The sequence below is a fragment of the Sphaerisporangium album genome (assembly GCF_003323745.1).
Taxonomy (GTDB): Bacteria; Actinomycetota; Actinomycetes; order Streptosporangiales; family Streptosporangiaceae; genus Sphaerisporangium; species Sphaerisporangium album.
In genome coordinates this window covers 175,430-199,052 of the sequence record NZ_QOIL01000002.1, presented here as the reverse complement: position 1 = coordinate 199,052, position 23,623 = coordinate 175,430, and the positions used below count along the sequence as shown (strand labels likewise).

Annotated in this window: 22 protein-coding genes; 12 read left to right on the top strand and 10 right to left on the bottom strand. The window is 73.1% G+C overall.

Features of this window, described 5'->3' with window-relative positions; genetic code table 11:
* Nucleotides 1-7 precede the first annotated feature (7 nt).
* Together DQ384_RS03525 and DQ384_RS03520 are read left to right on the top strand one after the other, a co-directional pair.
* On the top strand, nucleotides 8-1,261 hold the full coding sequence (locus DQ384_RS03525) for a (Fe-S)-binding protein (protein WP_114027215.1): 1,254 nt from the start codon (nucleotides 8-10) through the stop codon (nucleotides 1,259-1,261).
* A gap of 31 nt (nucleotides 1,262-1,292) precedes the next feature.
* A complete protein-coding gene (locus tag DQ384_RS03520) occupies nucleotides 1,293-2,033 on the top strand; it encodes an IclR family transcriptional regulator (protein ID WP_114027214.1) in 741 nt (246 codons plus the stop codon).
* Between the two features lie 75 nt (nucleotides 2,034-2,108).
* Here the strand turns inward: DQ384_RS03520 and DQ384_RS03515 are convergent, their stop codons facing one another.
* Nucleotides 2,109-2,684, bottom strand: a complete 576-nt coding sequence (locus DQ384_RS03515; protein WP_114027213.1) for a hypothetical protein — start codon at nucleotides 2,682-2,684, stop codon at nucleotides 2,109-2,111.
* A gap of 94 nt (nucleotides 2,685-2,778) precedes the next feature.
* Here DQ384_RS03515 and DQ384_RS03510 point away from each other — a divergent pair, with 94 nt between their 5' ends.
* From DQ384_RS03510 to DQ384_RS03500, 3 genes are all read left to right on the top strand, one after another.
* Nucleotides 2,779-3,459, top strand: a complete 681-nt coding sequence (locus DQ384_RS03510; RefSeq protein ID WP_114027212.1) for a response regulator transcription factor — start codon at nucleotides 2,779-2,781, stop codon at nucleotides 3,457-3,459.
* Nucleotides 3,456-4,730, top strand: a complete 1,275-nt coding sequence (locus DQ384_RS03505; RefSeq protein ID WP_114027211.1) for a sensor histidine kinase — start codon at nucleotides 3,456-3,458, stop codon at nucleotides 4,728-4,730. Before DQ384_RS03510 ends, DQ384_RS03505 begins: the two co-directional genes overlap by 4 nt.
* A gap of 172 nt (nucleotides 4,731-4,902) precedes the next feature.
* Entirely contained in the window at nucleotides 4,903-5,277 is a 375-nt protein-coding gene (locus DQ384_RS03500) for a PepSY domain-containing protein (RefSeq protein WP_114027210.1), read from the top strand.
* Nucleotides 5,278-5,283: 6 nt separating this feature from the next.
* On the opposite strand, the gene DQ384_RS03495 is transcribed toward DQ384_RS03500, so the two are convergent.
* From DQ384_RS03495 to DQ384_RS42055, 7 genes are all read right to left on the bottom strand, one after another.
* A complete protein-coding gene (locus DQ384_RS03495) occupies nucleotides 5,284-6,057 on the bottom strand; it encodes an HNH endonuclease family protein (protein ID WP_114027209.1) in 774 nt (257 codons plus the stop codon).
* Between the two features lie 237 nt (nucleotides 6,058-6,294).
* Nucleotides 6,295-8,613 (bottom strand): tetratricopeptide repeat protein, encoded by a 2,319-nt coding sequence (locus tag DQ384_RS03490; RefSeq protein ID WP_245966228.1) that lies wholly within the window; start codon nucleotides 8,611-8,613, stop codon nucleotides 6,295-6,297.
* An 88-nt stretch (nucleotides 8,614-8,701) separates the two neighbouring features.
* Entirely contained in the window at nucleotides 8,702-9,547 is an 846-nt protein-coding gene (dapF, locus tag DQ384_RS03485) for a diaminopimelate epimerase (protein ID WP_114027207.1), read from the bottom strand.
* Between the two features lie 11 nt (nucleotides 9,548-9,558).
* Nucleotides 9,559-10,464 carry a tRNA (adenosine(37)-N6)-dimethylallyltransferase MiaA gene (gene miaA, locus DQ384_RS03480; protein WP_114027206.1) on the bottom strand — a complete coding sequence of 302 codons (906 nt, stop codon included), beginning with the start codon at nucleotides 10,462-10,464 and terminating at the stop codon, nucleotides 9,559-9,561.
* Nucleotides 10,464-10,988 (bottom strand): methylated-DNA--[protein]-cysteine S-methyltransferase, encoded by a 525-nt coding sequence (locus tag DQ384_RS03475; protein WP_114027205.1) that lies wholly within the window; start codon nucleotides 10,986-10,988, stop codon nucleotides 10,464-10,466. Before DQ384_RS03475 ends, miaA begins: the two co-directional genes overlap by 1 nt.
* Before the next feature lie 98 nt (nucleotides 10,989-11,086).
* The gene (locus tag DQ384_RS03470; RefSeq protein WP_114027204.1) at nucleotides 11,087-11,839 is read right to left on the bottom strand and encodes a class III extradiol dioxygenase subunit B-like domain-containing protein; all 753 of its coding nucleotides are present in this window, start codon (nucleotides 11,837-11,839) and stop codon (nucleotides 11,087-11,089) included.
* 219 nt (nucleotides 11,840-12,058) lie between these two features.
* Nucleotides 12,059-13,261 (bottom strand): CAP domain-containing protein, encoded by a 1,203-nt coding sequence (locus DQ384_RS42055; RefSeq protein WP_220182761.1) that lies wholly within the window; start codon nucleotides 13,259-13,261, stop codon nucleotides 12,059-12,061.
* A gap of 163 nt (nucleotides 13,262-13,424) precedes the next feature.
* On the opposite strand from DQ384_RS42055, the gene DQ384_RS40230 reads away from it, so the two are divergent.
* Complete coding sequence (locus tag DQ384_RS40230; RefSeq protein ID WP_147268612.1) at nucleotides 13,425-14,075, top strand: hypothetical protein; 651 nt, start codon at nucleotides 13,425-13,427, stop codon at nucleotides 14,073-14,075.
* Nucleotides 14,076-14,176: 101 nt separating this feature from the next.
* Here the strand turns inward: DQ384_RS40230 and miaB are convergent, their stop codons facing one another.
* On the bottom strand, nucleotides 14,177-15,655 hold the full coding sequence (gene miaB, locus DQ384_RS03460; protein WP_114027203.1) for a tRNA (N6-isopentenyl adenosine(37)-C2)-methylthiotransferase MiaB: 1,479 nt from the start codon (nucleotides 15,653-15,655) through the stop codon (nucleotides 14,177-14,179).
* Nucleotides 15,656-15,801: 146 nt separating this feature from the next.
* Here miaB and DQ384_RS03455 point away from each other — a divergent pair, with 146 nt between their 5' ends.
* The 6 genes from DQ384_RS03455 to DQ384_RS03430 all read left to right on the top strand — a co-directional run bounded on the left by DQ384_RS03455 (nucleotide 15,802) and on the right by DQ384_RS03430 (nucleotide 22,196).
* A complete protein-coding gene (locus tag DQ384_RS03455; protein WP_114027202.1) occupies nucleotides 15,802-16,557 on the top strand; it encodes an amino acid ABC transporter ATP-binding protein in 756 nt (251 codons plus the stop codon).
* 168 nt (nucleotides 16,558-16,725) lie between these two features.
* Nucleotides 16,726-17,583 carry a glutamate ABC transporter substrate-binding protein gene (locus tag DQ384_RS03450; RefSeq protein WP_114027201.1) on the top strand — a complete coding sequence of 286 codons (858 nt, stop codon included), beginning with the start codon at nucleotides 16,726-16,728 and terminating at the stop codon, nucleotides 17,581-17,583.
* Between the two features lie 61 nt (nucleotides 17,584-17,644).
* Nucleotides 17,645-18,328 (top strand): amino acid ABC transporter permease, encoded by a 684-nt coding sequence (locus DQ384_RS03445; protein WP_114027200.1) that lies wholly within the window; start codon nucleotides 17,645-17,647, stop codon nucleotides 18,326-18,328.
* Nucleotides 18,329-18,368: 40 nt separating this feature from the next.
* Nucleotides 18,369-19,247: an amino acid ABC transporter permease gene (locus tag DQ384_RS03440; RefSeq protein ID WP_114027199.1), complete on the top strand. Its 879-nt coding sequence runs from the start codon at nucleotides 18,369-18,371 to the stop codon at nucleotides 19,245-19,247.
* Between the two features lie 217 nt (nucleotides 19,248-19,464).
* Nucleotides 19,465-20,244, top strand: a complete 780-nt coding sequence (locus DQ384_RS03435) for a type 2 periplasmic-binding domain-containing protein (protein ID WP_181870996.1) — start codon at nucleotides 19,465-19,467, stop codon at nucleotides 20,242-20,244.
* A 38-nt stretch (nucleotides 20,245-20,282) separates the two neighbouring features.
* Nucleotides 20,283-22,196 carry a dipeptidyl-peptidase 5 gene (locus tag DQ384_RS03430; RefSeq protein WP_114027197.1) on the top strand — a complete coding sequence of 638 codons (1,914 nt, stop codon included), beginning with the start codon at nucleotides 20,283-20,285 and terminating at the stop codon, nucleotides 22,194-22,196.
* Between the two features lie 99 nt (nucleotides 22,197-22,295).
* Here the strand turns inward: DQ384_RS03430 and DQ384_RS03425 are convergent, their stop codons facing one another.
* A complete protein-coding gene (locus tag DQ384_RS03425) occupies nucleotides 22,296-23,261 on the bottom strand; it encodes an LLM class F420-dependent oxidoreductase (protein ID WP_114027196.1) in 966 nt (321 codons plus the stop codon).
* Nucleotides 23,262-23,623 lie beyond the last annotated feature (362 nt).

Sequence of the window (23,623 nt, the reverse complement as noted above, 5' to 3'; positions counted from 1 at the left end):
AACGTCCGTGGACCCCGAGCTGATCAAGGACTGCGTGCACTGCGGGTTCTGCCTGCCCACCTGCCCGACGTACGCGCTGTGGGGCGAGGAGATGGACTCCCCGCGCGGGCGCATCCACCTGATGAAACAGCACGTCGAGGGCACGCCGCTGACGCCCGAGATGGCCGGGCACTTCGACGCGTGCCTGGGCTGCATGGCCTGCGTGACCGCCTGCCCGTCCGGCGTCCGGTACGACACGCTGATCGAGCAGACCCGGGCCGAGGTCGAACGGACCCACCGCCGCGGCTGGGACGAGCGCGCCTTCCGCGCCCTGGTCTTCGGCCTGTTCCCCCACCCCCGGCGGCTGCGCGCGCTGCGGCTGCCGCTGAAGCTGACCGAACGGCTCAGACCCCGCCTGGCCCCGCTGCTCGAACGCCTGGACCCGCGCCTGGCCGCCATGGCGGCCCTCGCGCCCCCGGTCCCCCGCCGGACGCTGATCCCCCCGCTCGTCGCCGCGCGGGGCGAGCGGCGCGCGGTCGTCGGCATGCTCACCGGCTGCGTGCAGGCCGAGTTCTTCCCCCGGGTCAACGCGGCGACCGCGCGCGTGCTGGCGCTGGAAGGCTGCGACGTGGTCGTCCCTCCACGCCAGGGCTGCTGCGGGGCGCTGTCGGTGCACTCCGGGCGACCTGAGGAGGCCGCCCGGTTCGCCCGGCGGACGATCGCGACGTTCGAGCGCGCGGGCGTGGAGACCGTGATCGTCAACGCGGCCGGGTGCGGGTCGAGCACCAAGGAGTACGCCGACCTGCTCGCCGGCGACCCCGCGTGGGCGGAGCGGGCGCGAGCGCTGCGGTTCGTGGACCTCGCCGAGTTCCTGGCCGAGCTGGGGCCCGCGGCCGAGCGGCATCCCCTGCCGATGACGGTCGCCTACCACGACGCCTGCCACCTCGCGCACGCCCAGGGGGTGCGCGCCCAGCCCCGCGCGCTGCTCGCGGGGGTGCCGGAGCTGCGGGTCAGGGAGATCCCGGACGCGGCGATGTGCTGCGGGTCCGCGGGGACCTACAACCTGTTCCAGCCCGAGGCGGCGCGCGAGCTGGGCGACCGGAAGGCGGAGCAGGTGCTCGGCGTCGGCGCCGACCTGCTCGTCTCGGCCAACCCCGGCTGTACGATGCAGATCGCCTCGGCCGCCCGCAGACGGGGCGAGGAGCTCCGCGTGGCCCACACCGCCGAGGTCCTCGACGCCTCCCTCCGCGGCCTGTCCCCCGCCGCCTTGGGAGCGCCGTGAGCCGATACCCCGCGCCACCGGAGGCAGCGCCATGAGCACCGTTCAAAGCGTCGACAGGGCTCTGGACGTGCTGGAGGCGCTGGCCGACCGGGGCGGGGAGGCGGGGCTGTCGGAGATCGCGGCGCGCACCGGCCTGCCGTACGGGACGATCCACCGGCTGCTCCAGGCGCTGCTGAGCCGCGGGTACGTCCGCCAGGAGTCCGACCGCCGCTACGCCCTGGGCAGCGCCCTGGTGCGCCTCGGAGGGGCGGCGGAGCGCATGGTCGCCGTGTGGGCGCAGCCGTACCTGGAGAAGATGGTGGCTCTGTCCGGCGAGACCGCGAACCTCGCGATCATGGAGGGCGACTTCGTCGTCTACGTCGCGCAGGCCGCCTCCCCCCGGCGCCTGCGCATGTTCGCGGAGGTCGGCCGCCGGGTGCTGCCGCACAGCACGGCGGTCGGGAAGGTGCTGCTGGCCGACCGCCCGGACGCGGCGGCCGTCCTCGCCCGCACGGGGCTGCCGCGCCGCACGGAGCACACGGTCACCACGGTCGAGGCGATGCTGGCCGAGCTGGACGCGGTGCGCGAGCGCGGGTACGCCGTCGACCTGGGCGAGGAGGAGCTGGGCGTGCACTGCCTCGCGGTGCCGGTCAGGGACGGCGGGCGGGTGATCGCCGGCATGTCCGTCTCGGGGCCGGTCGAGCGCATGGAGGCGCTCGACCGCGACCGGCTGGCCGAGGGCCTCCGCCGGATCGCCGGCGAGTTCGGCGCCGAGCTGAGCCCGCCCCGCTGACCGGGCCGCCGGGCCTCCCGGGCCGGGACCGGCGGTGGCGGCACGTCACAAAGGCGGCCCAGGCGACCTGTGGGCTCAGTCCTGCTTGACGGCCGGGACGGGGCGGTCGCCCGAGCAGCGGACCTCGATCTCGGTCCGCGCGCCGTCCGCCTCGAACCTGACGCGCGCCTTGTCGCGCGGCCCCCGCTCGGCGTCCTTCACCTCGTACCCGGGGGCGGGGGTCCAGGTGAGCAGCGTCACCAGGCCGCCCGCGCACCGCGCCACCACGACGCCTCCCCGCGCCGAGATCACCTTGTCCGAGCCGGTGTGCCCCGGACGGGACGGCCCCGGCGAGGGCGGATCCGCCGGCGGCGTGTCATCGGCGGAGGGTGTGTCCGCGGGAGTGTCCTCGGGAGACGGCGTGCCGTCAGGCGGCCGGGACGTGCCCACCGGCGACGGTGCGCCGTCCGCCGGGACGTCGCCCGCTCCGCTCGCGGAGGGACCGGCGGACGCGGCGCCGAGCTCGCGGCGCACGTCGGCCGCGGACAGCACGCGCCCCGAGGAGCCCGTCACCGCCTCCCCGAGGAACGCGGTGACGACCACGCCGGCGCCGGTGGCGACGAGCGCGACGACCAGCCATCCGGCCACGACGAGAAGCGGACGCCGTTTCATGGCCTGCATCCTCCCTGGCCATGCCCTAAGCCCGGGTTAAAGGGACGATAACTGACCTTATGCCGCACGCCCCGACCGGTTAGCGTAACGGCCCATGGCCAACGTCCTGATCGTCGAGGATGACGCGGCGATCCGCATCGCGCTCATCCGGGGACTGCGTGAGCGAGGACACGCCGTCTCCTCCGCCCCGACCGCCATGGAGGGCCTGCGCCAGGCCTTGGCCGAGCGGCCGGACCTCGTCGTGCTGGACCTCGGCCTGCCCGACCTGGACGGCACCGAGATGCTGCGGATGCTGCGCGCCGTCAGCCGCGTGCCCGTGATCGTGGCGACCGCGCGGGACGGCGACGCCGAGATGGTCCGCCTGCTCGACGCCGGGGCCGACGACTACGTGGTCAAGCCCTACAGCGCCGCCCAGCTCGACGCCCGCGTACGGGCGGTGCTGCGCCGCGCCGCCGGAGGGCCGGCCGACCCCTCGATCACCGTGGGCGGGCTGCGGCTCGACCCGCGCGGCCGGGAGGCGGTCCTGGACGGCGCCGTGCTGGACCTCACGCCCCGCGAGTTCGACCTGCTGCACTACCTCGCCGCCCGCCCCGGCCAGGTCGTCACCAAGCGTGAGCTGCTCACCGAGGTGTGGCAGGTGCCGTACGGCGGCGCGGACAAGACGGTGGACGTCCACCTGTCCTGGCTTCGCCGCAAGCTGGGCGAGACCGCCCAGGACCCCCGATACCTGCACACCGTCCGCGGGGTCGGGGTCAAGCTGGTCGACCCGTCATGAGGCGCTGGCTGGCCCTGCTCGTGGCCGCCACCACCTCGCTGGTGCTCGTCGCGCTGCTCGTCCCGACGGGGTTGCTGGTGCGCGCGCTGGCGCAGAGCGGCGCGGTGAACCAGGCGACCGCCGAGGCGCAGTCCGTGGCGGCGTCGGTGGGGACGGCCGATCGGGCCGCGCTCGCGCTGGCCGCCGAGCGCACTTCGGCCTCCAGCGGCCACGCCGTCACCGTCTTCCTCCCGGACGGGTCCCTCGTCGGCTCCCCCGCCCCGAGGTCGCCCGCCGTGGAGCTCGCGGCGCGGGGGCGCAGCCTGGTGGCGCAGACCCCCTCGGGGCTGGAGGTGCTGGTCTCCGTCCAGGGCCTGCCCGGCGGGACGGCCGTCGTGCGCGCCTACCTCGCCGAGGCCGACCTGCGCCGGGGCGTCCCGGAGGTCTGGCTGGGCATGCTCGTGCTCGGGCTCGCGCTGATCGGCCTCGGCATCCTGGTCGCCGACCGCCTGGCCCTCGCGCTGACCCGGCCCATGACCGGCCTCGCCCGTGTCTCCCACCGGCTCGCCGCCGGCGACCTGGCCGCGCGGACCACGCCGGGCGGCCCGCCCGAGGTGCGCGACGTCGGGCTGGCGCTCGACCACCTGGCCGGGCGCATCAGCGACCTGCTGGCCGAGGAACGCGAGACGGCGGCCGACATCTCGCACCGGCTCCGCACGCCCCTGACCGGGCTGCGGCTGGAGGCCGAGTCGCTGGCCGACCCCGAGGAGGCCGCGCGGCTCGGCGCCCGCGTGGACGCGCTGGAACGCGCCGTGAGCTCGGTGATCCTCGACGTGCGGCGCCGATCGCACGAGCAGGCGGCCTGCGACGCGGTGGCCGTCGTGGGCGACCGCGTGGCGTTCTGGTCGGTCCTGGCCGAGGACCAGGAACGGCCCGTGACGCTGGAGCTCCCGCCGGGGCCGCTCACCGTGGCGGCCGGGGCCGCCGAGCTGTCCGCCTGTGTGGACGCGCTGCTCGGCAACGTCTTCGCCCACACTCCCGACGGCGCGGGCTTCTCGGTGCGACTCACCCCCGGGCCGGAGGGCGCGCGGCTGGAGGTCGCCGACACCGGGCCGGGCTTCGGGGCGGCGGCCCTCGGACGGGGGCGCAGCGGCGCGGGGTCGACCGGGCTCGGGCTCGACATCGCCCGGCGCACGGCGGAGGCGTCGGGCGGGTCGATGACGGTGGGCGACGGCCCGGACGGCGGCGCCGTGGTCGTCCTCGTCCTGGGACGCCGATCCTCCCCCTCGTAGGGGTCTCAGAGGCCCTGCCTCCCCGTCTCAGAGGCCGCGCCTCCGTCTCAGAGGCCGCGCCTCCGTCTCAGAGGCCGGCCTCGCGCCTCGCTGTCGTGGACTCCGATGCTCTTAGTGCGCCGTTAACTTCGCCGCAGCGCGCGTTTAGCCCGCCCCCGGCGAGCCTTGGGCCATGACGAACACGACGAGCACCACACGAGGCAGGACCGTCAAGCTGCTCATCGGGGGCGCCGGAGCGCTCGCCGTCCTCGGGGCGGGGACCGCCGCCGCCGAGGGCGCGACGCGCGCCGCCGTCCCGTCCGGCGCGACGGCCGCCGTCACCGCCCCGGCGGCGGCCACGGCCACCACCGCGATCACCTACCGCCAGGCCGTCAGGATCGCCAAGAAGCGGGTCCCCGGCGCGCGGGTCACCAAGGTCGAGCGCGAATGGGAGCACGGCCACCGCGTCTGGAAGGTCGAGCTGAAGAGGAACGGCACCGAGTACCGCGTCTACGTCTCCACCCGAACCGGAAAGATCATCAAGTTCCGCACCAAGCACGACGACTGATCCCCTTCAGCGGCACTGGGTGAGCATGGCCTCCTTGTCGGCGGCGGTGACCGGGAGTTCGTACTTCAGTGCCACCTGGGCGAAGCGCACGGCGTAGGAACAGCGGATCCTCTTGGACGGCGGGAGCCAGGTCGCCGGGCCGGAGTCGCCCTTGGAGGAGTTGGCCGAGCCGTCCACCGGTATGAGGTTGAGCGGGTCGTTGGCGATCTGGACCCGCTTGGCCTTGCTCCACCGGGACGCGCCCATCTGCCAGTCGTAGGAGAGCGGCATGACGTGGTCGATCTGCACCTCGGACGCGTCGCTCTTCGACCAGTCGATCACCTTGCCGGTGTAGGGGTCGTCGAGGGTCATCGACACCAGGACGCAGTTGGAACCGGAGCGGTACTTCAGGTCCTTGCCGTCGCGGGCCAGCAGGTCGTTGCGCGTGTCGCAGCCGTTGCGCGCGAACGGGACGCCCTCGGCGGTGTCGGCCCAGGCGTAGCCGAACTCGTCGCGGTCGTAGCCGGTCTTGGGCCCGCGTCCCTTGGTCGTCACCTTCTCGATCAGCGTGACGGCGTCCGCACGGTCCTTGGACGACGTGATCGCGCCCAGGCCGGGCTCGGTGCCCTTGGGGTTGTCCAGCGGGCTGACGCCCGCGGAACCGCCGTCATTGCCCCCCGACCCCCCGTCGGCCACTCCGCCGCCGTCGCCCAGGCCGCCCGCGTCGACCGGGCCGCACCCCGCCAGCAGGACGGCCGCGGCGACGCCGGCCAGGATCGCGCGAGATCTACGCAGGCCCACTGCCACCCCCAGGTAAAGAAAATGTAATACCTAGGTATAGCAACTACCCGCGAAAACCCCGATTACGGCGAATCCAAGAAACACCCAAGTGAGAGTGCGGTTCCCGGAAACCCCGCGTCCACCGGCGCATCCGCAGCTTTCGGACATGCGTGACATACGCGACGGCGCCCGGCCGTTCCAGGCCGGGCGCCGTCTCACGTCATGACCCCGCCCAGGCGAAGCCGTCGCGCGAAGCCGTTACAGGCCGTACTCCTTGACGATGCGCTCGTGCCGCTCCACCTCGACGCCCACACTGCGCGCCAGGTCGAGCCAGGCCAGCGGGTGGCTCCAGCGCTCGGTCGCGTCGTCCAGGACGGCGTCGAGCTCGGACGCGCCGACCTGCGGCGGGACGGCGATCCAGCCGTACACGCCCGCGAGCCGCTCGCCACTGGAGGGATGGGCGACCGTGTAGTTCTCGTCGCTGTAGACCCACATCGGCCAGCCGCGCTCGGCCATGACCTCGTTGAACTCGGTCCAGTCCTCCTCGGTCGGCGCGGCGCCGTCGAAGAACCAGCTCGTGTAGCCGCCCGGCCGCAGCATCGACACGGCCGCGAACGGGATGACGTACCCCTCCTGCGCCTCGGCGTCCTCGGGGACCGGCTCCAGCGGCCGGGGGTCGATGACGACGACGTCGCCCGCGTTGTAGTCCATGCCGCGGGGCTGCGGGATGAGCAGGCGGGCGGTGGCCGGGCCGGTGCGCACGGCCAGCACCTCGCGGCGGCTGCCGTCCGAGACCGGCAGGACCACGCGGACGAGGTGCCATTCCTCCTCGATGGGGCCCTCGGCGGAGGCGATCGGCATGCCGAGCTTGGCGGCGCCCACGCGGACCAGCGGCCAGTCCTCGGCGGCGGTCGCCATGACGATCATGCGCCAGACGTCTTCTTCCTCGCCGGCGTCCGACTCGACCAGTTCGCGCAGCACGGCCGCGCCCTTGGCGTTGTCGCCGAGCTGCTGCGCCGCGCCCGCGAGAATGCGGCGCGACTCCAGCGCGATCGTGCCCTCGGCGCCCGCCTGGAGGGACTTCTCGGCCTCCTCGGCCGCCTCGGCCCACCGCTCGCGGGCGCGGTGCAGCCGGGCCAGCGCGAGGTGGGAGCCGGCGGGGGGCAGCAGGGCGGCGACGCGCTCCAGCCGCTCGTCCTGGCCCGCCTCGACCAGCACGCCGGTGAGGTAGGCGACGTCCTCCTCCTCGGCGGTGGCCGGGTCGCCGTCCTCGACGATGGTCTTCCACAGGATGTCGGCGCCGATCGGGGCGTACCCGAGGAAGCCGAGCGTGGTGGTGTGGCGGCGCGTCGCGGGCAGGTCGGTGCCCGACAGCGGCCACAGCCAGCCCACCCAGCGCTCAGGGTCGGCGTTGTGGCCATCGGCGGCGTCGAAGTAGGCGACCAGCTCGTCCTGCGGGCCGGGCGGGGGCAGCGGCTTGACCGCGTCGGCGGCGGCGCGCAGCTCGGCCACGCGCTCGGCGAGCCCCTCGGCGGAGCGCAGCGCGCCGATCCAGGACTCGGCGAGGTCGGCGAGGGCGCGGGCCTGCCAGGCGGCCTGCCGCCTGACGGCGAGGTCACCGGCGATCAGCGCCAGCTCGACGCGGCCGCGGTGGACGCCCATGGTCTCGAAGTAGGTCATCCACTGGCGCATGACGCGGCCGAGCTGCCAGGTGTTGCTGATCACCTCGTCGAGCAGGCGGACGGCGCGCGCCCACTCGACCCAGTCGCGCGGATGGTCGCCGACGACGTCCAGGTCGGGGAGGGCGTCCAGCGCCTCGGACGGACGGCCCACGAGCGCGAGCACGAGCGCGCGCAGGACGCCCTCGCGGTGGTCCTTGGCGACCGGGTCCTCGGCGGGGAACTCCTTCGCGGAGTCGAGCTCGGTGAGCGCCTCCTGCGAGCGGCCCGCGGCGAGCAGGGCGCGCACGCCCATGGCGGCGAGCTCCCAGCTCACCTGGCCCCCGGCTCCCCGGTGCCCGGCGACGGCGGACTCGTGGTAGGTGACCGCCTGCTCGGCCTCGCCCGCGTCGAGCAGCGCCGCGACGTACTGGGTGACCAGGCCGCAGAACGCGGGCGTGCCGGGACGCACGCCCTCCAGGACGGCGCCGAGGGCGGCGAGGCGCTCGGCGGCGTACCCGGGGCCGTCGGTGTTGGCCTGCGTGACGGCCAGGGCCTCGGCGGCGGCGGGCACGGAGGGGCACTCCCTGACGTCCTCACGCCCGGCGAACTCGACCAGCGCCTCGGCGTCGCCGAGCGCGACGGCGCCCTGCGCGCGGTCGCCGATGCGGCCGGCCAGGTGCCAGTGCCGGGCGAACAGCTCCAGCCAGGGCAGTTCCAGCGTCTCGGCCTGCTGGGCCACCGCCGGTGCCATCACGTCGAGCTGGGGGTACCGGCCCTCGAAGGCCTGAGCGGGAAGATCGCCCAGGGCGATGGCGAGCCCGGTGTTGCCTGCTTCGTGCAGTTGCCGTTGGGTGTCAGCGACCCAGGCCCAGATGTCCACGTCCATGGCACGCCAGTCTGCCAGTTCACCGAGCATGCCCCAAACATGCGGGCGGGCGCGGTGGGGATGGACGGCCCCCGGTGGCCGGTAGGGACTGGATCGACCGGAATGACGGAAGAGGCCGCTACGCGTGGTTGGCGGTGACCTCGCCGGAGGCGACCAGGACCGCCGGACCGGTCAGCAGGCTGGAGTCCTCGCCGAGCGTGACGGTGAGCAGCCCGCCGGGCACCTCGACGACCCACTGCCCCTGCCGCTCGCCCGCGAGCCGCGCCGCGGCCACCGCCGCCGCGACCGCCCCCGTGCCGCACGAGCGCGTCTCGCCCGAGCCGCGCTCGTGGACGCGCATCACCACGCGCCGCTCGCCCACCGAGTTGAGCAGCTCGACGTTGACGCCGGCCGGGAAGACCGCGGGGTCGAAGCCGGGCTGCGCGGTCAGGTCCATGCGCCCGACCGGGTCGCCGGTCACGCAGGCCAGGTGGGGGTTGCCCATGTTCACGACCAGGCCGGTGTACTCGGTGACGCCGATGGTCGCCCAGCTCTCGCCCTCGACCACGGGCGCGCCCATCTCCACGGTGACGTCGCCGGTGGGGCCGAGGCCGACGTGGCGCACGCCCGCGCGGGTCACGACGTCGAACTCGCCCGGCTCGGCCAGCCCGGAGTCCACCAGGTAGCGGGCGAAGACGCGCAGGCCGTTGCCGCACATCTCGGCCACGCTGCCGTCGGCGTTGCGGTAGTCCATGAACCACTCGGCGTCGCCGGAGCGCGGCCCGTGCGCCGACTCGCGGTCGAGGATCTCGCCGGCCTCGGCGCTCAGCTTGGCGGGCACCACGCGCAGGACGCCGTCCGCCCCGATGCCGGCCCGGCGGTCGCACAGCCAGGTCACCAGCGACGCGGGGAGCTCCAGGCTCGCGTCGGGGTCGGGAAGGATGACGAAGTCGTTCTCGGTGCCGTGGCCCTTTACGAAGCGCATGTCTCCGAAGTTTACGCCGTGATCAGCGCGGCCGCCTGTTCGAGCAGGTCAGGGGCGTCGAACGGGAGCCACCTGACCCGGGGGTCGCGGCGGAACCACGACTCCTGGCGGCGCGCGAACCGGCGCGTGGCCCGGATCGTCTCCTCCCTCGCCTGTTCCTGCGTCCACTCCCCGTCGAGGTGCCGCAGGACCTGCGCGTACCCGAGCGCCCTGCTCGCGGTGCGCCCCTCCGCGAGCCCGCGCGCCGCGAGGGCCCGCACCTCCTCGACGAACCCCGCCTCCCACATGCGGTCGACGCGCAGCGCGATGCGCTCGTCCAGGACGGGCCTCGGCACGAGCAGGCCGATCTGCACGCTGTCGTAGACGGCGTCGTAGGACGGCATCGTCGCCGAGAACGGCCGCCCGGAGAGCTCGATGACCTCCAGGGCGCGCACGACGCGGCGGCCGTTGCTGGAGAGCACCGCCTCGGCGGCCACCGGGTCGAGCTCCTTCAGCCTTTGGTGGAGGATCTCGGGGCCGGCCTCGGCCAGTTCGGCCTCCAGCCGGGCCCTGATCGCCGGATCGGTACCGGGGAAGTCGAGGTCGTCCAGGGCGGCCCGGACGTACAGCCCCGAGCCGCCGACCAGGATCGGAGCCGTGCCCGCGGCGCGCAGGCGGTCGATCAGCGGGCGGACCATGCGCTGGTACTCGGCGACGCTCGCCGTCTCACCCATGTCCCAGACGTCCAGCAGGTGGTGGGGGACGCCGCGGCGCTCGGCGGGCGTCAGCTTGGCCGTGCCGATGTCCATGCCCCGGTAGAGCTGCATCGAGTCGGCGTTGATCGCCTCGCCACCGAGGCGCAGCGCCAGGTCGACGGCGAGGTCCGACTTGCCGGCGGCGGTCGGCCCGACGACGGCGACGACCGGCGGGCGCTCCACTACAGCTCCCAGTCGAGGGTCGGCGGGAGGTGGCCCTCCAGGGTGAGCAGCCAGCGCTTGGTCTCGATGCCCGTGCCGCTGAACCCGCCGATGCCGTTGCCCGCGACCACGCGGTGGCACGGGACGATGATCGGGATGGGGTTGCTGCCCATGACCGTCCCGATGGCCCGCGCGTCCACCCCGGCGCGGCTCAGCGCGCCCAGATCGCCGTAGGTGATGACCTCCCCGTACGCGATCCGCGTGTACAGGGTGCCGAGCACCCGGCGTTGCAGCGGGGACATCAGCCGCCAGTCGACCGGCACGGTGAACTTCTTCAGCTCCCCGGCGAAGTAGGCGGCCAGTTCCTCCCGGACGAGGGCGGTGAGGTCCGGGTCGTCGACCTGGGTGGCGTCGAGCTGCTCCAGCACCCGCCCCCGCGCCCGCGCGCCGTCGCGGAACGCGGCCGACACCACGCCCGTCCGCGTGACCGCTGCCATCACGGTGCCGACGCGCGTCGGCACGGCGGCGAAGGCGACGTCTACCATCCGTTCATTTCCATCCGCGTGTGTTCCTGGACGGGCGCCCTGCCCGTCCTTCTCACCGTAACCATGACCGGGCGTCCCGGAGTCCCGATCTTCGGGGATCACTCCGGAAGCCAGCGGGCGACGAAATAGCCGACGCCATAGGGCGCCTCGTCGTACAGCAGCTCCCCGGCCAGACGCCGCCCGCCCGCCGCGCCCGCATCGCCGCGCATCGTGCCCGCATCGCCGCCCGTCGCACCGGCATCGCGGCCCGCGGCCCCGGCGAGCACCTGGAACGCGGCGCGGCCCGCCACCCACAGCTCGTCGGCCTCGCCGGGGTCGAGCGCGGCCAGGGCACGGGCGTCCACGTCGGCGAGCGCCCGGGCGAGCGCCTCGTCGTAGGAGGCCGCGTCCGGGTGGAGGTAGCCGGGCGACTGCACGGTCAGCCTGGCCGAGCCGTCCCCCATGACCAGCAGCGCGACGCGCTCGCCGCGGGCCGCCAGCGTCGCGCCGAGCCGGGCGCACGTCTCGGGCGGGGCGTCGGACGCGACCGCCTCGTGCGCCGCGGGGAGCCCGGCGTCCGCCCTGTCGAGCAGCCACCGCCCGAGGGTGAGGGACAGCGGCAGCACCGGCGGCCCCTCCCCCACGCGGACGTCCGCGCCCCAGGGGGCGAGGGTTCCCGCCGCGTCCGGCCCGTAGGAGCGGGTGGTCTCGGCGCCGCCCACCGTGATCAGCACGTCCGGCCGGGCGGCGGCGAGCGAGCGGACGGCGCAGACGCACGCCTCGCGCAGCCCGTCCAGCTCTCGCGCGGCCTCGCCCGCCACCTCGGGGACGATCAGGGGCGGGTGCGGGCACACGGCGGCGGCGACTAGCACGCGATCAGGCTAGCCCGCCCCGCCGCATCCCTGGACCGGCGGCGGCCGAGGCCCGGACGAGGAGACCGCATAACCCTTGGAGCCTCCGATGGGGCCGCCCTGGAGGCATGAGCGGGAGTTCCGGGGCATGAACTTCCACGGCCGTGAACGGGGAAACCCCGGTCCCGTCGTGCGGGAGCCGGGGTTTCACCTCTTTCGCCCGGGCGGGCGGGGGGCCGATCAGGTACCGCCGAAGTCCTGGGTCCACCATGGGCCGCCGCTGCCGAAGTGCACGCCGACGCCGATGGCCTTCAGCTTGCAGTTCATGATGTTGGCGCGGTGGCCGGGGCTGTTCAGCCAGGCCTTGACGACGGCCTCGGGGGTCTGCTGGCCCTTGGCGATGTTCTCGGCGAACATCGACGAGGTGTAGCCGGCCGCCTTGATGCGGTCCCAGGGCGTACGCCCGTCCTGCGAGTTGTGGTCGAAGTAGCCCTTGGCCGCCATGTCGTCGGAGTGGCCACGGGCAGCCCGGCGCAGCTTCTCGTCGATGCGCAGGGGGCCGCAGCCCTGCTCCTGACGGGCCGCGTTGGTCAGGCGCGCGACCTCGTCCTCGGCGGCCACGACGTTCGCGGGGCCCTTGGCCGTCGAGGACGGGCTGGGCGCCGACTTGGTCGGACTCTTCGTCGGGCTCTTGGTGGGCGAGACGGTCGGCTTCGGGGTCGGCTTGGGCGTCGGCCGCAGGCGCGGGCGGGTCGTGGGCCTGACGGACGGCTTCGCGGAGGGCTTGGCCGTCGGCGAGGCGGGCGGGCTCGACGGGGCGCCGCGGTCGAGGTCGCGGAAGAAGTCGTCGCCGGGGCCGGCGTAGGCGCCGGGCCGCTCCTGGTAGGGGGCGACATATCCGACGGGTCCGTCCGGGCCGGGGCGCGTGCCCCCGCTGCCCTGGGGAGCCTCGGCGCCGGAGTTCTTCTTGTTCTTCGCGCTCTCGCCGCCCGAGGGTGCGGCCGTCTTGGCCACCGGGGTCTGCTGCTCGTCGCGCGAGCCTCCCCCCGACCCTCCGCCGGAGCCGGAGATGTCGAGGGCTCCGCCGCCCGAACCCTCAGAGCCCGACGATCCACCGGACGCGGAGCCCGCGGAGGTGTCCTGCTCGGACGCGTCGTCCGGGGCCGCGGCGGTCGCGTCACCGGCATCGGCGTTCCCATCCTGCCCATATGTCTGCAGCGAGGACTTCTGGGACACGGGCTCGGCGGACGAGCCGGCTCCGGTCAACGCGACGACCCCGCCCGCGGCGAGGGCGGCGGCGACCACGGCCACGGCCGCGCTGATCACTATGGTGCGCCGGCCCTGGCGGGGCCGGGGGGAATCGTCGGTGGAGAGGTATTCGGTGGGTAGTAGAGGGCTGGACTCGTCGTAGCGGCCCGGCGACGGACGGTCGTGCCGATCCATGTGGTGACTCCTGCGGCCTATCGGGGAGAAAGCGCTCCGGCTTCCGCGAGTGGTCGTTCACACTAGCCCCACAGGCCGATTTACCGCACCCCAATCACGGAAGAATCACGACTTGTCAACACTTGGACCGATCTCATTTCGAACAGTCGCCGCCGTCGGCGGCGTGACGGCGTTCTTCGCCCTCGCGGGCCTGGCGATCACCCACGGAACCGCTCCAACGGACCCCGGAACGCCGCCCGCGCCGGGCGATCCGGCGTCCCGGCCGTCGAGCGCGGCGACCGCTCCGATCGCGCGCTCGGGCGCCGAGTCCGCCTCCGGGGACGACCCGCCATTCGAACACCGGACCCCCGATCTTCCTGCGGAAATGTCCGGGCGGCAGCTTCCCGGGGGGCGGTGGACGGCGCTCGTCCCGGTCGTACGCCTCCCCGAGGGGGCCCGGCGGGCGCACGCCGACCGGGCGCAGGGGCATGATCAGGGCGCGCGCCGGGCCGCAACGCTCACGGACGGCGCGTTACGCGGGACCCCGCACGCGCCGGGCCCGCCGTACAAGCGCGCCCCTGCGACTCCGCACAAACCGAACCCCCCGCACGAGCGCCCGCCGCGTCGGGAGACGCCCGCGCCGCCCCGCCGGACGCCCTCCCCGCCGTGGCACGGGCCACGTCACGACCCGCCCCGGGGAGAGCGGGACACGACCACGCGGACGCCTCCGGGCGTCCAGGACCGGCCTCCCTATCCGATGGGAGACCCGTGCGCGAGGTTCACCGACTTCCGCCGGTACTACTGCGACCGCCTGATCGGCGGCCACGGCTCCTGACCGGTTCCGGAAGCGGACGCGGAGCCGGCTCCCGGACCGGCTTCACCACCCGCCCCGGGATCGGCATCGCACCCGGCCGCGCGCCGGTTTCCAGAGCGGCGTCAGGATCGCCGCAGCGCGGGCATGCCCAGCGACACCGCGCCCGGCTTGCCGGAACCGCCCCCGGTACCGCAGGCGGCGCTCTCGCGCGCCTCCCACGCGTCGCCCGCGCGGGTGCGGCGCAGCGCCAGGGCGGGCCCGTCGGCCACGAGGTGGTGCGGCGCGGCGTACGTCACCTGGACGGTGACCATGTCCCCCGGCCGGGGCACCGCGCCCTCGGCGGGGACGAAGTGGACCAGCCGGTTGTCGGGGGCCCGCCCGGACATGCGGCGCGTGGCGTCGTCCTTGCGTCCCTCGCCCTCCGCGACCAGGACCTCCAGCGTGCGGCCGACCTGCGCCTTGTTCTCCGACCAGGAGATGTCCTCCTGAAGGGCCACCAGCCGCTCGTAGCGCTCCTGGACGACCTCCTTGGGCACCTGGCCGTCCATCGTGGCCGCGGGCGTGCCGGGGCGGATGGAGTACTGGAAGGTGAAGGCGTTGGCGAAGCGGGAGCGGCGGACGACCTCCAGCGTGCCCTGGAAGTCCTCCTCCGTCTCGCCGGGGAAGCCGACGATGATGTCCGTGGAGATCGCGGCGTCGGGCATCGCGGCCCGCACCCGATCGATGATGCCGAGGTAGCGCTCGGCGCGGTAGGAGCGGCGCATCGCCTTCAGCACCCGGTCGGACCCCGACTGGAGCGGCATGTGCAGCTGGTGCATGACGTTCGGCGTCTCGGCCATGGCGGCGATGACGTCGTCGGTGAAGGCGGCCGGGTGCGGCGAGGTGAACCGCACGCGCTCCAGGCCTTCGACGTCGCCGCAGGCGCGCAGGAGCTTGCCGAACGCCAGCCGGTCGCCGAACTCCACGCCGTAGGTGTTGACGTTCTGCCCGAGGAGGGTGACCTCCAGGACGCCGAGGTCGACCAGCGAGCGGACCTCGCCGAGGATGTCGCCCGGCCGGCGGTCCTTCTCCTTGCCGCGCAGGGCCGGGACGATGCAGAACGTGCAGGTGTTGTTGCAGCCGACCGAGATCGACACCCACGCGGCGTACGGCGACTCGCGCTTGGTCGGCAGCGTGCTGGGGAAGACCTCCAGCGACTCCTTGATCTCGACCTGCGCCTCGTTCGCGATGCGCGCGCGCTCCAGCAGCACCGGCAGCGAGCCGATGTTGTGCGTGCCGAAGACCACGTCGACCCACGGGGCCCTGCGGACGATCTCGCCCTGGTCCTTCTGCGCCAGGCAGCCGCCCACGGCGATCTGCATGCCGGGGTTGCGCACCTTGGCCGGGCGCAGGTGCCCCAGGTTGCCGTACAACCGGTTGTCGGCGTTCTCGCGGACCGCGCAGGTGTTGAAGACGACCACGTCGGCCGTCTCCCCGTCGTCCGCCCGAACGTAACCCGCGTCCTCCAGCAGCCCGGAGAGGCGCTCGGAGTCGTGGACGTTCATCTGGCACCCGTACGTGCGGACCTCGTAGGTGCGGGCGCGCTCCTCGGTGACACTCATCTCAACAGACAAGGGTAGGCGCATCGGGAGGTCCGCCGCACTCTCCCCGGTCTGTCCCTGATTCTCTTCCCCTCGTGACCAGGCCGTGATGCGATCGGTACCGCCCGGTTAGTGACCGGCGGCCTTGACCACTTACGTTGTCCAGCATGACGGAGAACGGGGACGCGACTCCTCTCGTCAGAGTCGAGAACGTCAACAAGAGCTTCGGTGCCCTGCACGTGCTCAGGGACATCAACCTGACGGTCAACCGGGGTGAGGTCGTCGTCGTGATCGGCCCGTCGGGAGGCGGCAAGTCGACGCTGTGCCGGGCCATGAACCGGCTGGAGACCATCGACTCGGGCACGATCACCTTCGACGGGAAGCCGCTGCCCGCGGAGGGCAAGGCGCTGGCCCGCCTGCGGTCCGACGTCGGCATGGTGTTCCAGAGCTTCAACCTGTTCGCCCACAAGACGATCCTGGAGAACGTCACGCTGGGCCCGATCAAGGTCAGGGGCGTCGGGCGCGAGCAGGCCGAGAAGCGCGGCATGGAGCTGCTCGAACGCGTCGGAATCGCCAGCCAGGCGCGGAAGTACCCGGCCCAGCTCTCCGGAGGCCAGCAGCAGCGCACGGCCATCGCGCGCGCCCTCGCGATGGACCCGAAGATGATCCTCTTCGACGAGCCGACGTCGGCGCTGGACCCGGAGATGGTGCAGGAGGTGCTCGACGTCATGATCGGCCTGGCCCGGGACGGCATGACCATGGTGGTCGTGACCCACGAGATGGGCTTCGCCCGCCGCGCCGCCAACCGCGTCGTGTTCATGTCCGAAGGCCAGATCGTCGAGGAGAACACCCCCGACGAGTTCTTCACCAACGCCGGCACGGACAGGGCCAGGGACTTTCTGTCCAAGATCCTCACCCACTGAGCGCGTGCGCCCCCCGGCCGACCGACTTCGCGCACAGTCCGGCACGTCGCCCTGGCGGCACCGCGCCGGCGTACATACCATCGCCGCGATCCCGGCGCCTCCGTCGCACCGTGGCGAGCACCGACCGCACGTCAGGCAGGACCACCAAGAAAGCTGAGGTACACGCACATGCGTTCACGACAGATCGGGGCCCTTCTCCTATCTGCCGCGGCACTGGCCGGCAGCCTCGCCGCCTGTGGCAACAGCGGTCCCACGTCGGCCATCGAGAAGGCCAAGAACGACAAGAAGCTCACCATCGGCGTCAAGTACGACCAGCCCGGTCTCGGCCTGAAGAAGCCCGACGGCACGGTCGAGGGCTTCGACGTCGACGTGGCGAAGTACCTCGCGGGCGAGCTGGGCGTGCCGGAGTCCGGCATCACCTGGAAGGAGGCGCGCTCGGCCAACCGCGAAACGTTCCTCCAGCAGGGGCAGGTCGACATGATCGTCGCCACCTACTCCATCACCGAGGCCCGCAAGCCCAAGGTCACCTTCGGCGGCCCCTTCTACATCGCCCACCAGGACACGCTGGTGCGCTCGGACGACACCTCCATCACCTCGCTGGACTCCCTCAAGGGCAAGCGCATCTGCCAGGTCACCGGCTCCAACTCCTGGAAGAACATCGCCGAGGGCACCAACAAGGAGAACAAGAAGGTCGAGGTCCAGCTCGTCCCGGCCGGCGCCTACGAGGAGTGCGTCACCAAGCTCAAGGGCAACGCCATCGACGCCGTGACCACCGACGACATGATCCTCGCCGGGTTCGCCAAGCGCGAGGGCTCGTCGCTGAAGGTCACCGGCGCCCCGTTCACCGACGAGAAGTACGGCGTCGGCCTGAAGAAGGGCGACAAGGAGACCTGCGAGGCGGTCAACAAGGCCATCACGAAGATGTACCAGGACGGGACCATCCAGAAGCTGTTCGAAAAGCACTTCAGCGGCACCGGTCTGCAGTTCACGGCCACCGGCGCGCCACCCGCCGAGGGTTGCAGCTGACCCCCGTTCCCCGCGCCGGTGAGGCTTCCTCACCGGCGCTCCCCGTCTCCGGTGGAGCACGATGGAATCACTTCTCGACTTCAGTCCGCTCGCGCAAGAGTTCACCACGATCCTCACCGGCTTCTGGTCGACGATCCGCCTGACCCTGATGAGCGCCCTGCTGGCGCTGATCCTCGGGACGGTTCTGGTCGCGATGCGCGTGTCCCCCACGCCCGTCCTGCGGGCCGCCGGCACGTTCTACGTCAACATCCTGCGCAACACCCCTCTCACGCTCGTGCTGCTGCTGTGCGCGCTGGGGCTGAGCGACACCCTGCAGTACACGCTGTCCGGCGACTCTCCGACGAACTACTACTGGTGGGCAGTGCTCGGCCTGTCCGCGTACACCGCGTCGTTCGTGTGCGAGGCGCTGCGGTCCGGCATCAACACCGTGCCGAACGGGCAGGCCGAGGCCGCGCGCGCCATCGGGCTGACGTTCACTCAGTCGCTGCGGCTCGTGGTGCTCCCCCAGGCGTTCCGCTCGGTCATCGCCCCGCTGGGCAGCATCCTGATCGCGCTGACCAAGAACACGACCATCGTGATCGTGGCCGGCTACATCGAGGCGTCCTCGGTCATGAAGCAGATGTTCGACGACTACGGCGGCACGCTGCCGATCTTCATGGGATTCGCGGCCGGGTACATGGTGCTGACGCTGCCCACCGGCTTCTTCTTCGGCTGGCTCGCCAAGCGCATGGCGGTGAGCCGATGACCGTCCCGCGCGGCGAGCGCGCCCTACGGAAGGGGGACGCGTGAGCACCACCAGCGTCCTGTTCGACGCGCCGGGTCCCCGGGCACGGCTGCGCAACAACATCCTCACCCTGGTGTCGGCCGTCGTCCTGCTCGCGATCGCGTACGTCGTGATCAAGGGACTGGCCGACAAGGGCCAGTTCGAGGGCAAGCTGTGGCAACCGTTCCTGGAGGCCCAGGTCTGGACGGGCCAGATCATCCCCGGCATCGTCGCCACCCTGGAGGCCGCGGTCGTCTCGGCCGTGCTCGCGCTGGTGTTCGGCGTCGTCTTCGGCCTGGGCAGGCTCTCCGACCACGCCTGGATCCGCGTGCCGGCGGGCGCGGTCGTCGAGTTCTTCCGCGCGATCCCCCTGCTCCTGCTGATCTTCTTCGCCCAGGCGGGGCCCGCGACGATCAGCGGCTACACCGTCAGCGTGCCCGCCTTCGCCGCCGTGGTGATCGGCCTGACGCTGTACAACGGCTCGGTGCTCGCCGAGGTGTTCCGCGCGGGCATCCTGTCGGTGCCGCGCGGGCAGTCGGAGGCCGGGTACTCGCTCGGGCTGCGCAAGGGCGGCGTCATGCGGCTCATCCTGCTGCCGCAGGCGACCACGGCGATGATGCCCGCGATCGTGAGCCAGATGGTGGTCCTGCTCAAGGACACCGCCCTGGGGTGGGTCATCGCCTACGAGGAACTGCTGAACTACGGGCTCAAGCAGATCCCGTCCAACTTCGGCAACCTCATCCCGAGCGCGATCGTCATCTCGCTCGTCTACATCGCGATCAACCTGGCCCTGAGCTACGTCGCCAACCGGCTCGAACGTCGGAGCAGGCGCAGTTCCAAGACGACCGCGACCGTGGTCGGCGCGCCGACCGCCGTGGGCGTCGGAGGCGGCGCCACGTAGGTCCCCTGCGAGGCGGCGCCGCGTAAGACCGTGCGGAGGCGGCGCCGCGCGACCGTGCGAGCGGCGCCGCGTACCTCGTGGGAGGGGCCGTCGCGTAAAACTTCCGCCCTATCGCGGGCGGGGGCGCGGCGGGGCGGCTCTAATACTGCGAATGAGCAGGACACGGCCCGCCACGCCACCACCCGCGCGCCGCCGGCCCGGCGCCAGGCTACCGTCGGTGCCGGCGCTGAGGTGGGTGCTGCTGGCGGGGCTGTTCGCGACGCCGACCGTCCTCGCGGGCTGCGGGGGCGGCCACGGCTCGCTGGTGATCGGCGTACGCCCCGGCCGTCCCGGGCTGGCCGACGTGTCGCCGTCCGGCGGGTACGCGGGGTTCGAGATCGAGGTGGCGGGCTACGTCGCGCGGCGGCTCGGCTACCGGGACGACCAGGTCCGCTACGTGACCGCCCCGGGCTCGCCGCCCGCCGACCTCGCCATGGGAGAACCCCTGCCGGTGGACGCCCCCGGCCCGCCGTCCGTCGCGGGGCCCTACCTGGTCTCCGGCCAGGACATCCTCGCGGGCGCGGGCGACATGACCGTCCGCCGCCTGCGCGACCTCACCCAGAAGCGGGTCTGCACGGCCTCCCCCGCCCCCCTGGTGGCCCGGTTCGGCGCGGCCTGGCAGCGGGCCTTCCTGACCGTCTCGACGGCGGAGGACTGCGCCAGGCGGCTCGCCTCCGGGCGAGTGCACGCGGTCACCGGTGACGCGGCCGTACTCGCCGGGCTCGCCGCCCGCTCCCCCGAGGCCGTCCGGCTGGTCGGGCGCACCTTCTCGCGGGAGGGATACGGCATCGCGGTCGCCCGGGACGACCTTCGCGCGGGCGTGGACGACGCGCTGCGGGCGATGTTCGACGACGGCGCCTGGCGGCGCGCGGTGATCCGCCACCTCGGCTCGCTTGCCGCGAAATACCCGGTCCCACCCGCTTTGCGAACCTACCCGGGACCACGATCGGCTCCGTAGCGACCACACCGCGTCTCGTTTTCCGGCAGGATTCGGCTATGCCCCCCGAGCGCATGTCCGGGCGCCCCGTTCCCCGGTTCGGTGCCTGGCCCTCGCCGATCTCCACCGCCGAAGTCGTCCGGTCCGGCGTGCGGCCCGGTCACCCGGCGGTCGTCGGCGAAGAGATCTGGTGGGAGGAGGAACGGCCCACCGAAGGCGGCAGGCGCACCATCGTCCACCGCGACGCGCGCGGCACGTGCCGCGAGCTTCTGCCCGCGCCCTGGGACGCCCGCACCCGCGTCCACGAGTACGGAGGCCGCTCGTACGCCGTGACGCCCGAGGGCGACGTGGTGTTCGCCGAGCACGCCGACCAGCGGCTGTACCTGCTGCCCGCCGGGGGCGCGACACCCCGCCCGATCACCCCCGAGCCTGGTGTGGCGTGCGGGCTGCGCTACGCCGACCTGACGGTCCACGCGGGCGAGGTGTGGTGCGTCCAGGAACGCCACGGCGGCGACGGCAAGGTGGCCCGGTCGATCGTGTCGATCCCCCTGGCCGGCGGCGAGCCCCGGCAGCGCGTCACGGGCAGCGACTTCTACGCCTCCCCCATGCCGTCCGCCGATGGCGAGCACCTCGCGTACATCTGCTGGGACCACCCCCGCATGCCCTGGGTCGGCACCGAGCTGCGCGTCACCAGGCTGACCGACGGCGCCTCCTGGTGCGTCACGGGAGGCCCCGAGGAGTCGGTGCTGGCGCCCCGGTGGAACGGGCCCGGCCACCTCTACCTGCTGACCGACCGGTCCGGGTGGTGGAACCTGGAGGAGGCCCGCGTGGACGGCTCGTCGTCGCGCGCGCTGTTCCCCGCCGAGGAGGAGTTCGCCTGGGCGCCCCAGCGGCTCGGCGCCGCGCCGTACGCGGTCCTCGCCGACGGGCGGCTCGCGGTCGTCCACGGGCGCGGCGACCTGCGGCTCGGCGTCCTCGACCCCCGCACGGGCGAGATGACGGAACCGCCGCAGCCCTATGACGGCTGGGAGCCGTGCCTGGACGCCGACGGCTCCACGGTGTGCGGCATCGCCTACTCCGCGACAATCTCCCGGTCGGTCGTGCGGGTCGACGTCGGTACAGGCACGGGTACGGGCACGGGCACAGCCGTCGAGAGCCTGCGCAGCGACATCGGCGAGCCGCCCGACGCGGCCTACCTGCCGGTTCCCCGGCCCGTCGAGATCCACAGCCGGTTCGGGCGCCGCGTGCACGCCTACGTGTACTCCCCGGCCAACCCCGCCGTGCCCCTCGACGAGGTCGCGCCGCCGTACGTCGTGTTCGCGCACGGCGGCCCCGCGGCGCACGGCGTCACCGCGCTCGACCTCCACAAGGCGTTCCTCACCAGCCGCGGCATCGGCGTGATCGACGTGAACTACGGCGGGTCCACCGGCTACGGGCGCGCCTACCGCGAACGTTTGAAGGGCCGGTGGGGCGCCGTCGACGTCGAGGACGTGATCGCCGCCGCCGAGTGGCTGCTCTCGGCCGGGCTCGCCGACCCCGAGCGCATCGCGATCCGCGGCGCGGGCGCCGGCGGCTGGACGGCCATGGCGGCCTGCTGCGCCACCGGGCTGTTCTGCGGCGGCGTCTCGATCGCGGGCGTCAGCGCGCTCGCTCCGCTGGCCGCCACGACCCACGACTTCGAGTCCCGGTACGTCGAATGGCTGGTCGGCCCGGAGAACCCCGCGCTGTACGCCACGCGGGAGCCGCTGTCCAGGGCGGGCCAGATCGACTGCCCGATGCTGCTGATGCAGGGCCAGGACGACCTCGTGGTGCCTCCGGCGCAGGCGGAGGCGTTCGTGGCGGTGCTCGACGAACGCGGTGTCCCGTGCACCTACCTGTCCTTCGAGGGTGAGGGGCACGGTTTCGGCCGCGCCGAAACCAGGAGCGCCGCCCTCGCCGCCGAGCTGGCGTTCTACCAGCAGATCTTCCGGTAGGACGCGCGCCCTCGGCTCACGGCGCGGTCACCGGTCGCCACGCGGTCGCACGTCGCGGAGTGGTCACACGTCGCGGAGTGGTCACACGTCGCGGAGTGGTCACAGGTCGCGGAGTGCCGGGAGGAGTTCCTTCTCCGCCCACGTCAGGAACTCCTGCTGGTGCTCGGCGCCGATCTGGACCAGCGCGACGTGCGTGAACCCCGCGTCGATGAACTTCTTGACGGCCTCGACGACCTTGTCGGGGTCGTCGCCGCAGGGCACCTGGGAGGCGACGTCGTCCGGGCGGACGAACTTCGCGTACGACGCGAAGTTCACCGGTCCCGGCAGCTCGGACAGGACCTTCCAGTCCGCGGCGAACCACCTCCACAGCCGGTGGGCCCGCTCCTTGGCCGCCTCGGCGTCGGTGTCGTAGCAGACCGCGAGCTGGCCGTAGACGGGCTTGCCCTCGCCTCCGGTGGCGTGGAAGCGATTCACCAGGTCGGCGTCGGGGTGGACCGCGATGAGCGCGTCGCCGTACTCCGCGGCGAGGTCCGCCGACTGCGGCCCGGACGCCGCGATGCCGACGGGCACCGGCTCGTCCGGCAGGTCGTACAGCTTCGCCGAGTCGACGGTGTAGTGGTCGCCCCGGTAGCTGATGTAGTCCCCGCCGAACAACGCCTGGATGATCTCGACGGCCTCGCCGAACATCTCGTGGCGGATGTTCACCGGCGGCCAGCCCCGGCCGATGACGTGCTCGTTGAGGTTCTCACCCGCCCCGAGCCCCAGCGTGAACCGCCCCTCCGACAGCGCGCCCATCGTGGCGGCCTTCTGGGCCACCACGGCCGGGTGGTAGCGCATGATCGGGCAGGTGACGTAGGTCATCAGCGGGATGCGCTCGGTGGCGCAGGCGACCGCGCCCAGCACCGACCAGGCGTACGGCGAGTGGCCCATCTCCTCGAGCCACGGGAAGTAGTGGTCGGACATGACTTCGTAGTCGAACCCCGCGCGTTCGGCGCTGACGGCGTCCTCGACCAGCTGCCGGGCGGGAGTCTGCTCGCACATGAGCGTATAACCGATCTCTGCCATGGCGCCCCCATACCCCCGCGTCCCGTGAACGTGCTCGGGGCGGCGAAAAATATCCGAACCCGGCGTGTACCAAGAGGAGGGGCCGAAGGAGCCCCCGAGCGCCGTTAAGCGGACTTTTCGCCCCCTGGGCGACATAGTGGGATTCATCAGGCGCGATGTCGACGACGGGGGACCCCGCCCGGCCGGACCTAGGGTGCAAAACTGGCTTGACGGGCGGACTTTGCTTGCTCGTTACCTCTCTGACGCTTAATCTCGACCACAGTGAGGAGCTACTCCGCGCAGTGCGGATTGCCATAACGGTGTTCGACGGACGATCTAGACCGATCACACCCAGCGGCCGGATGCCTTCGTGTCCGGGCGTT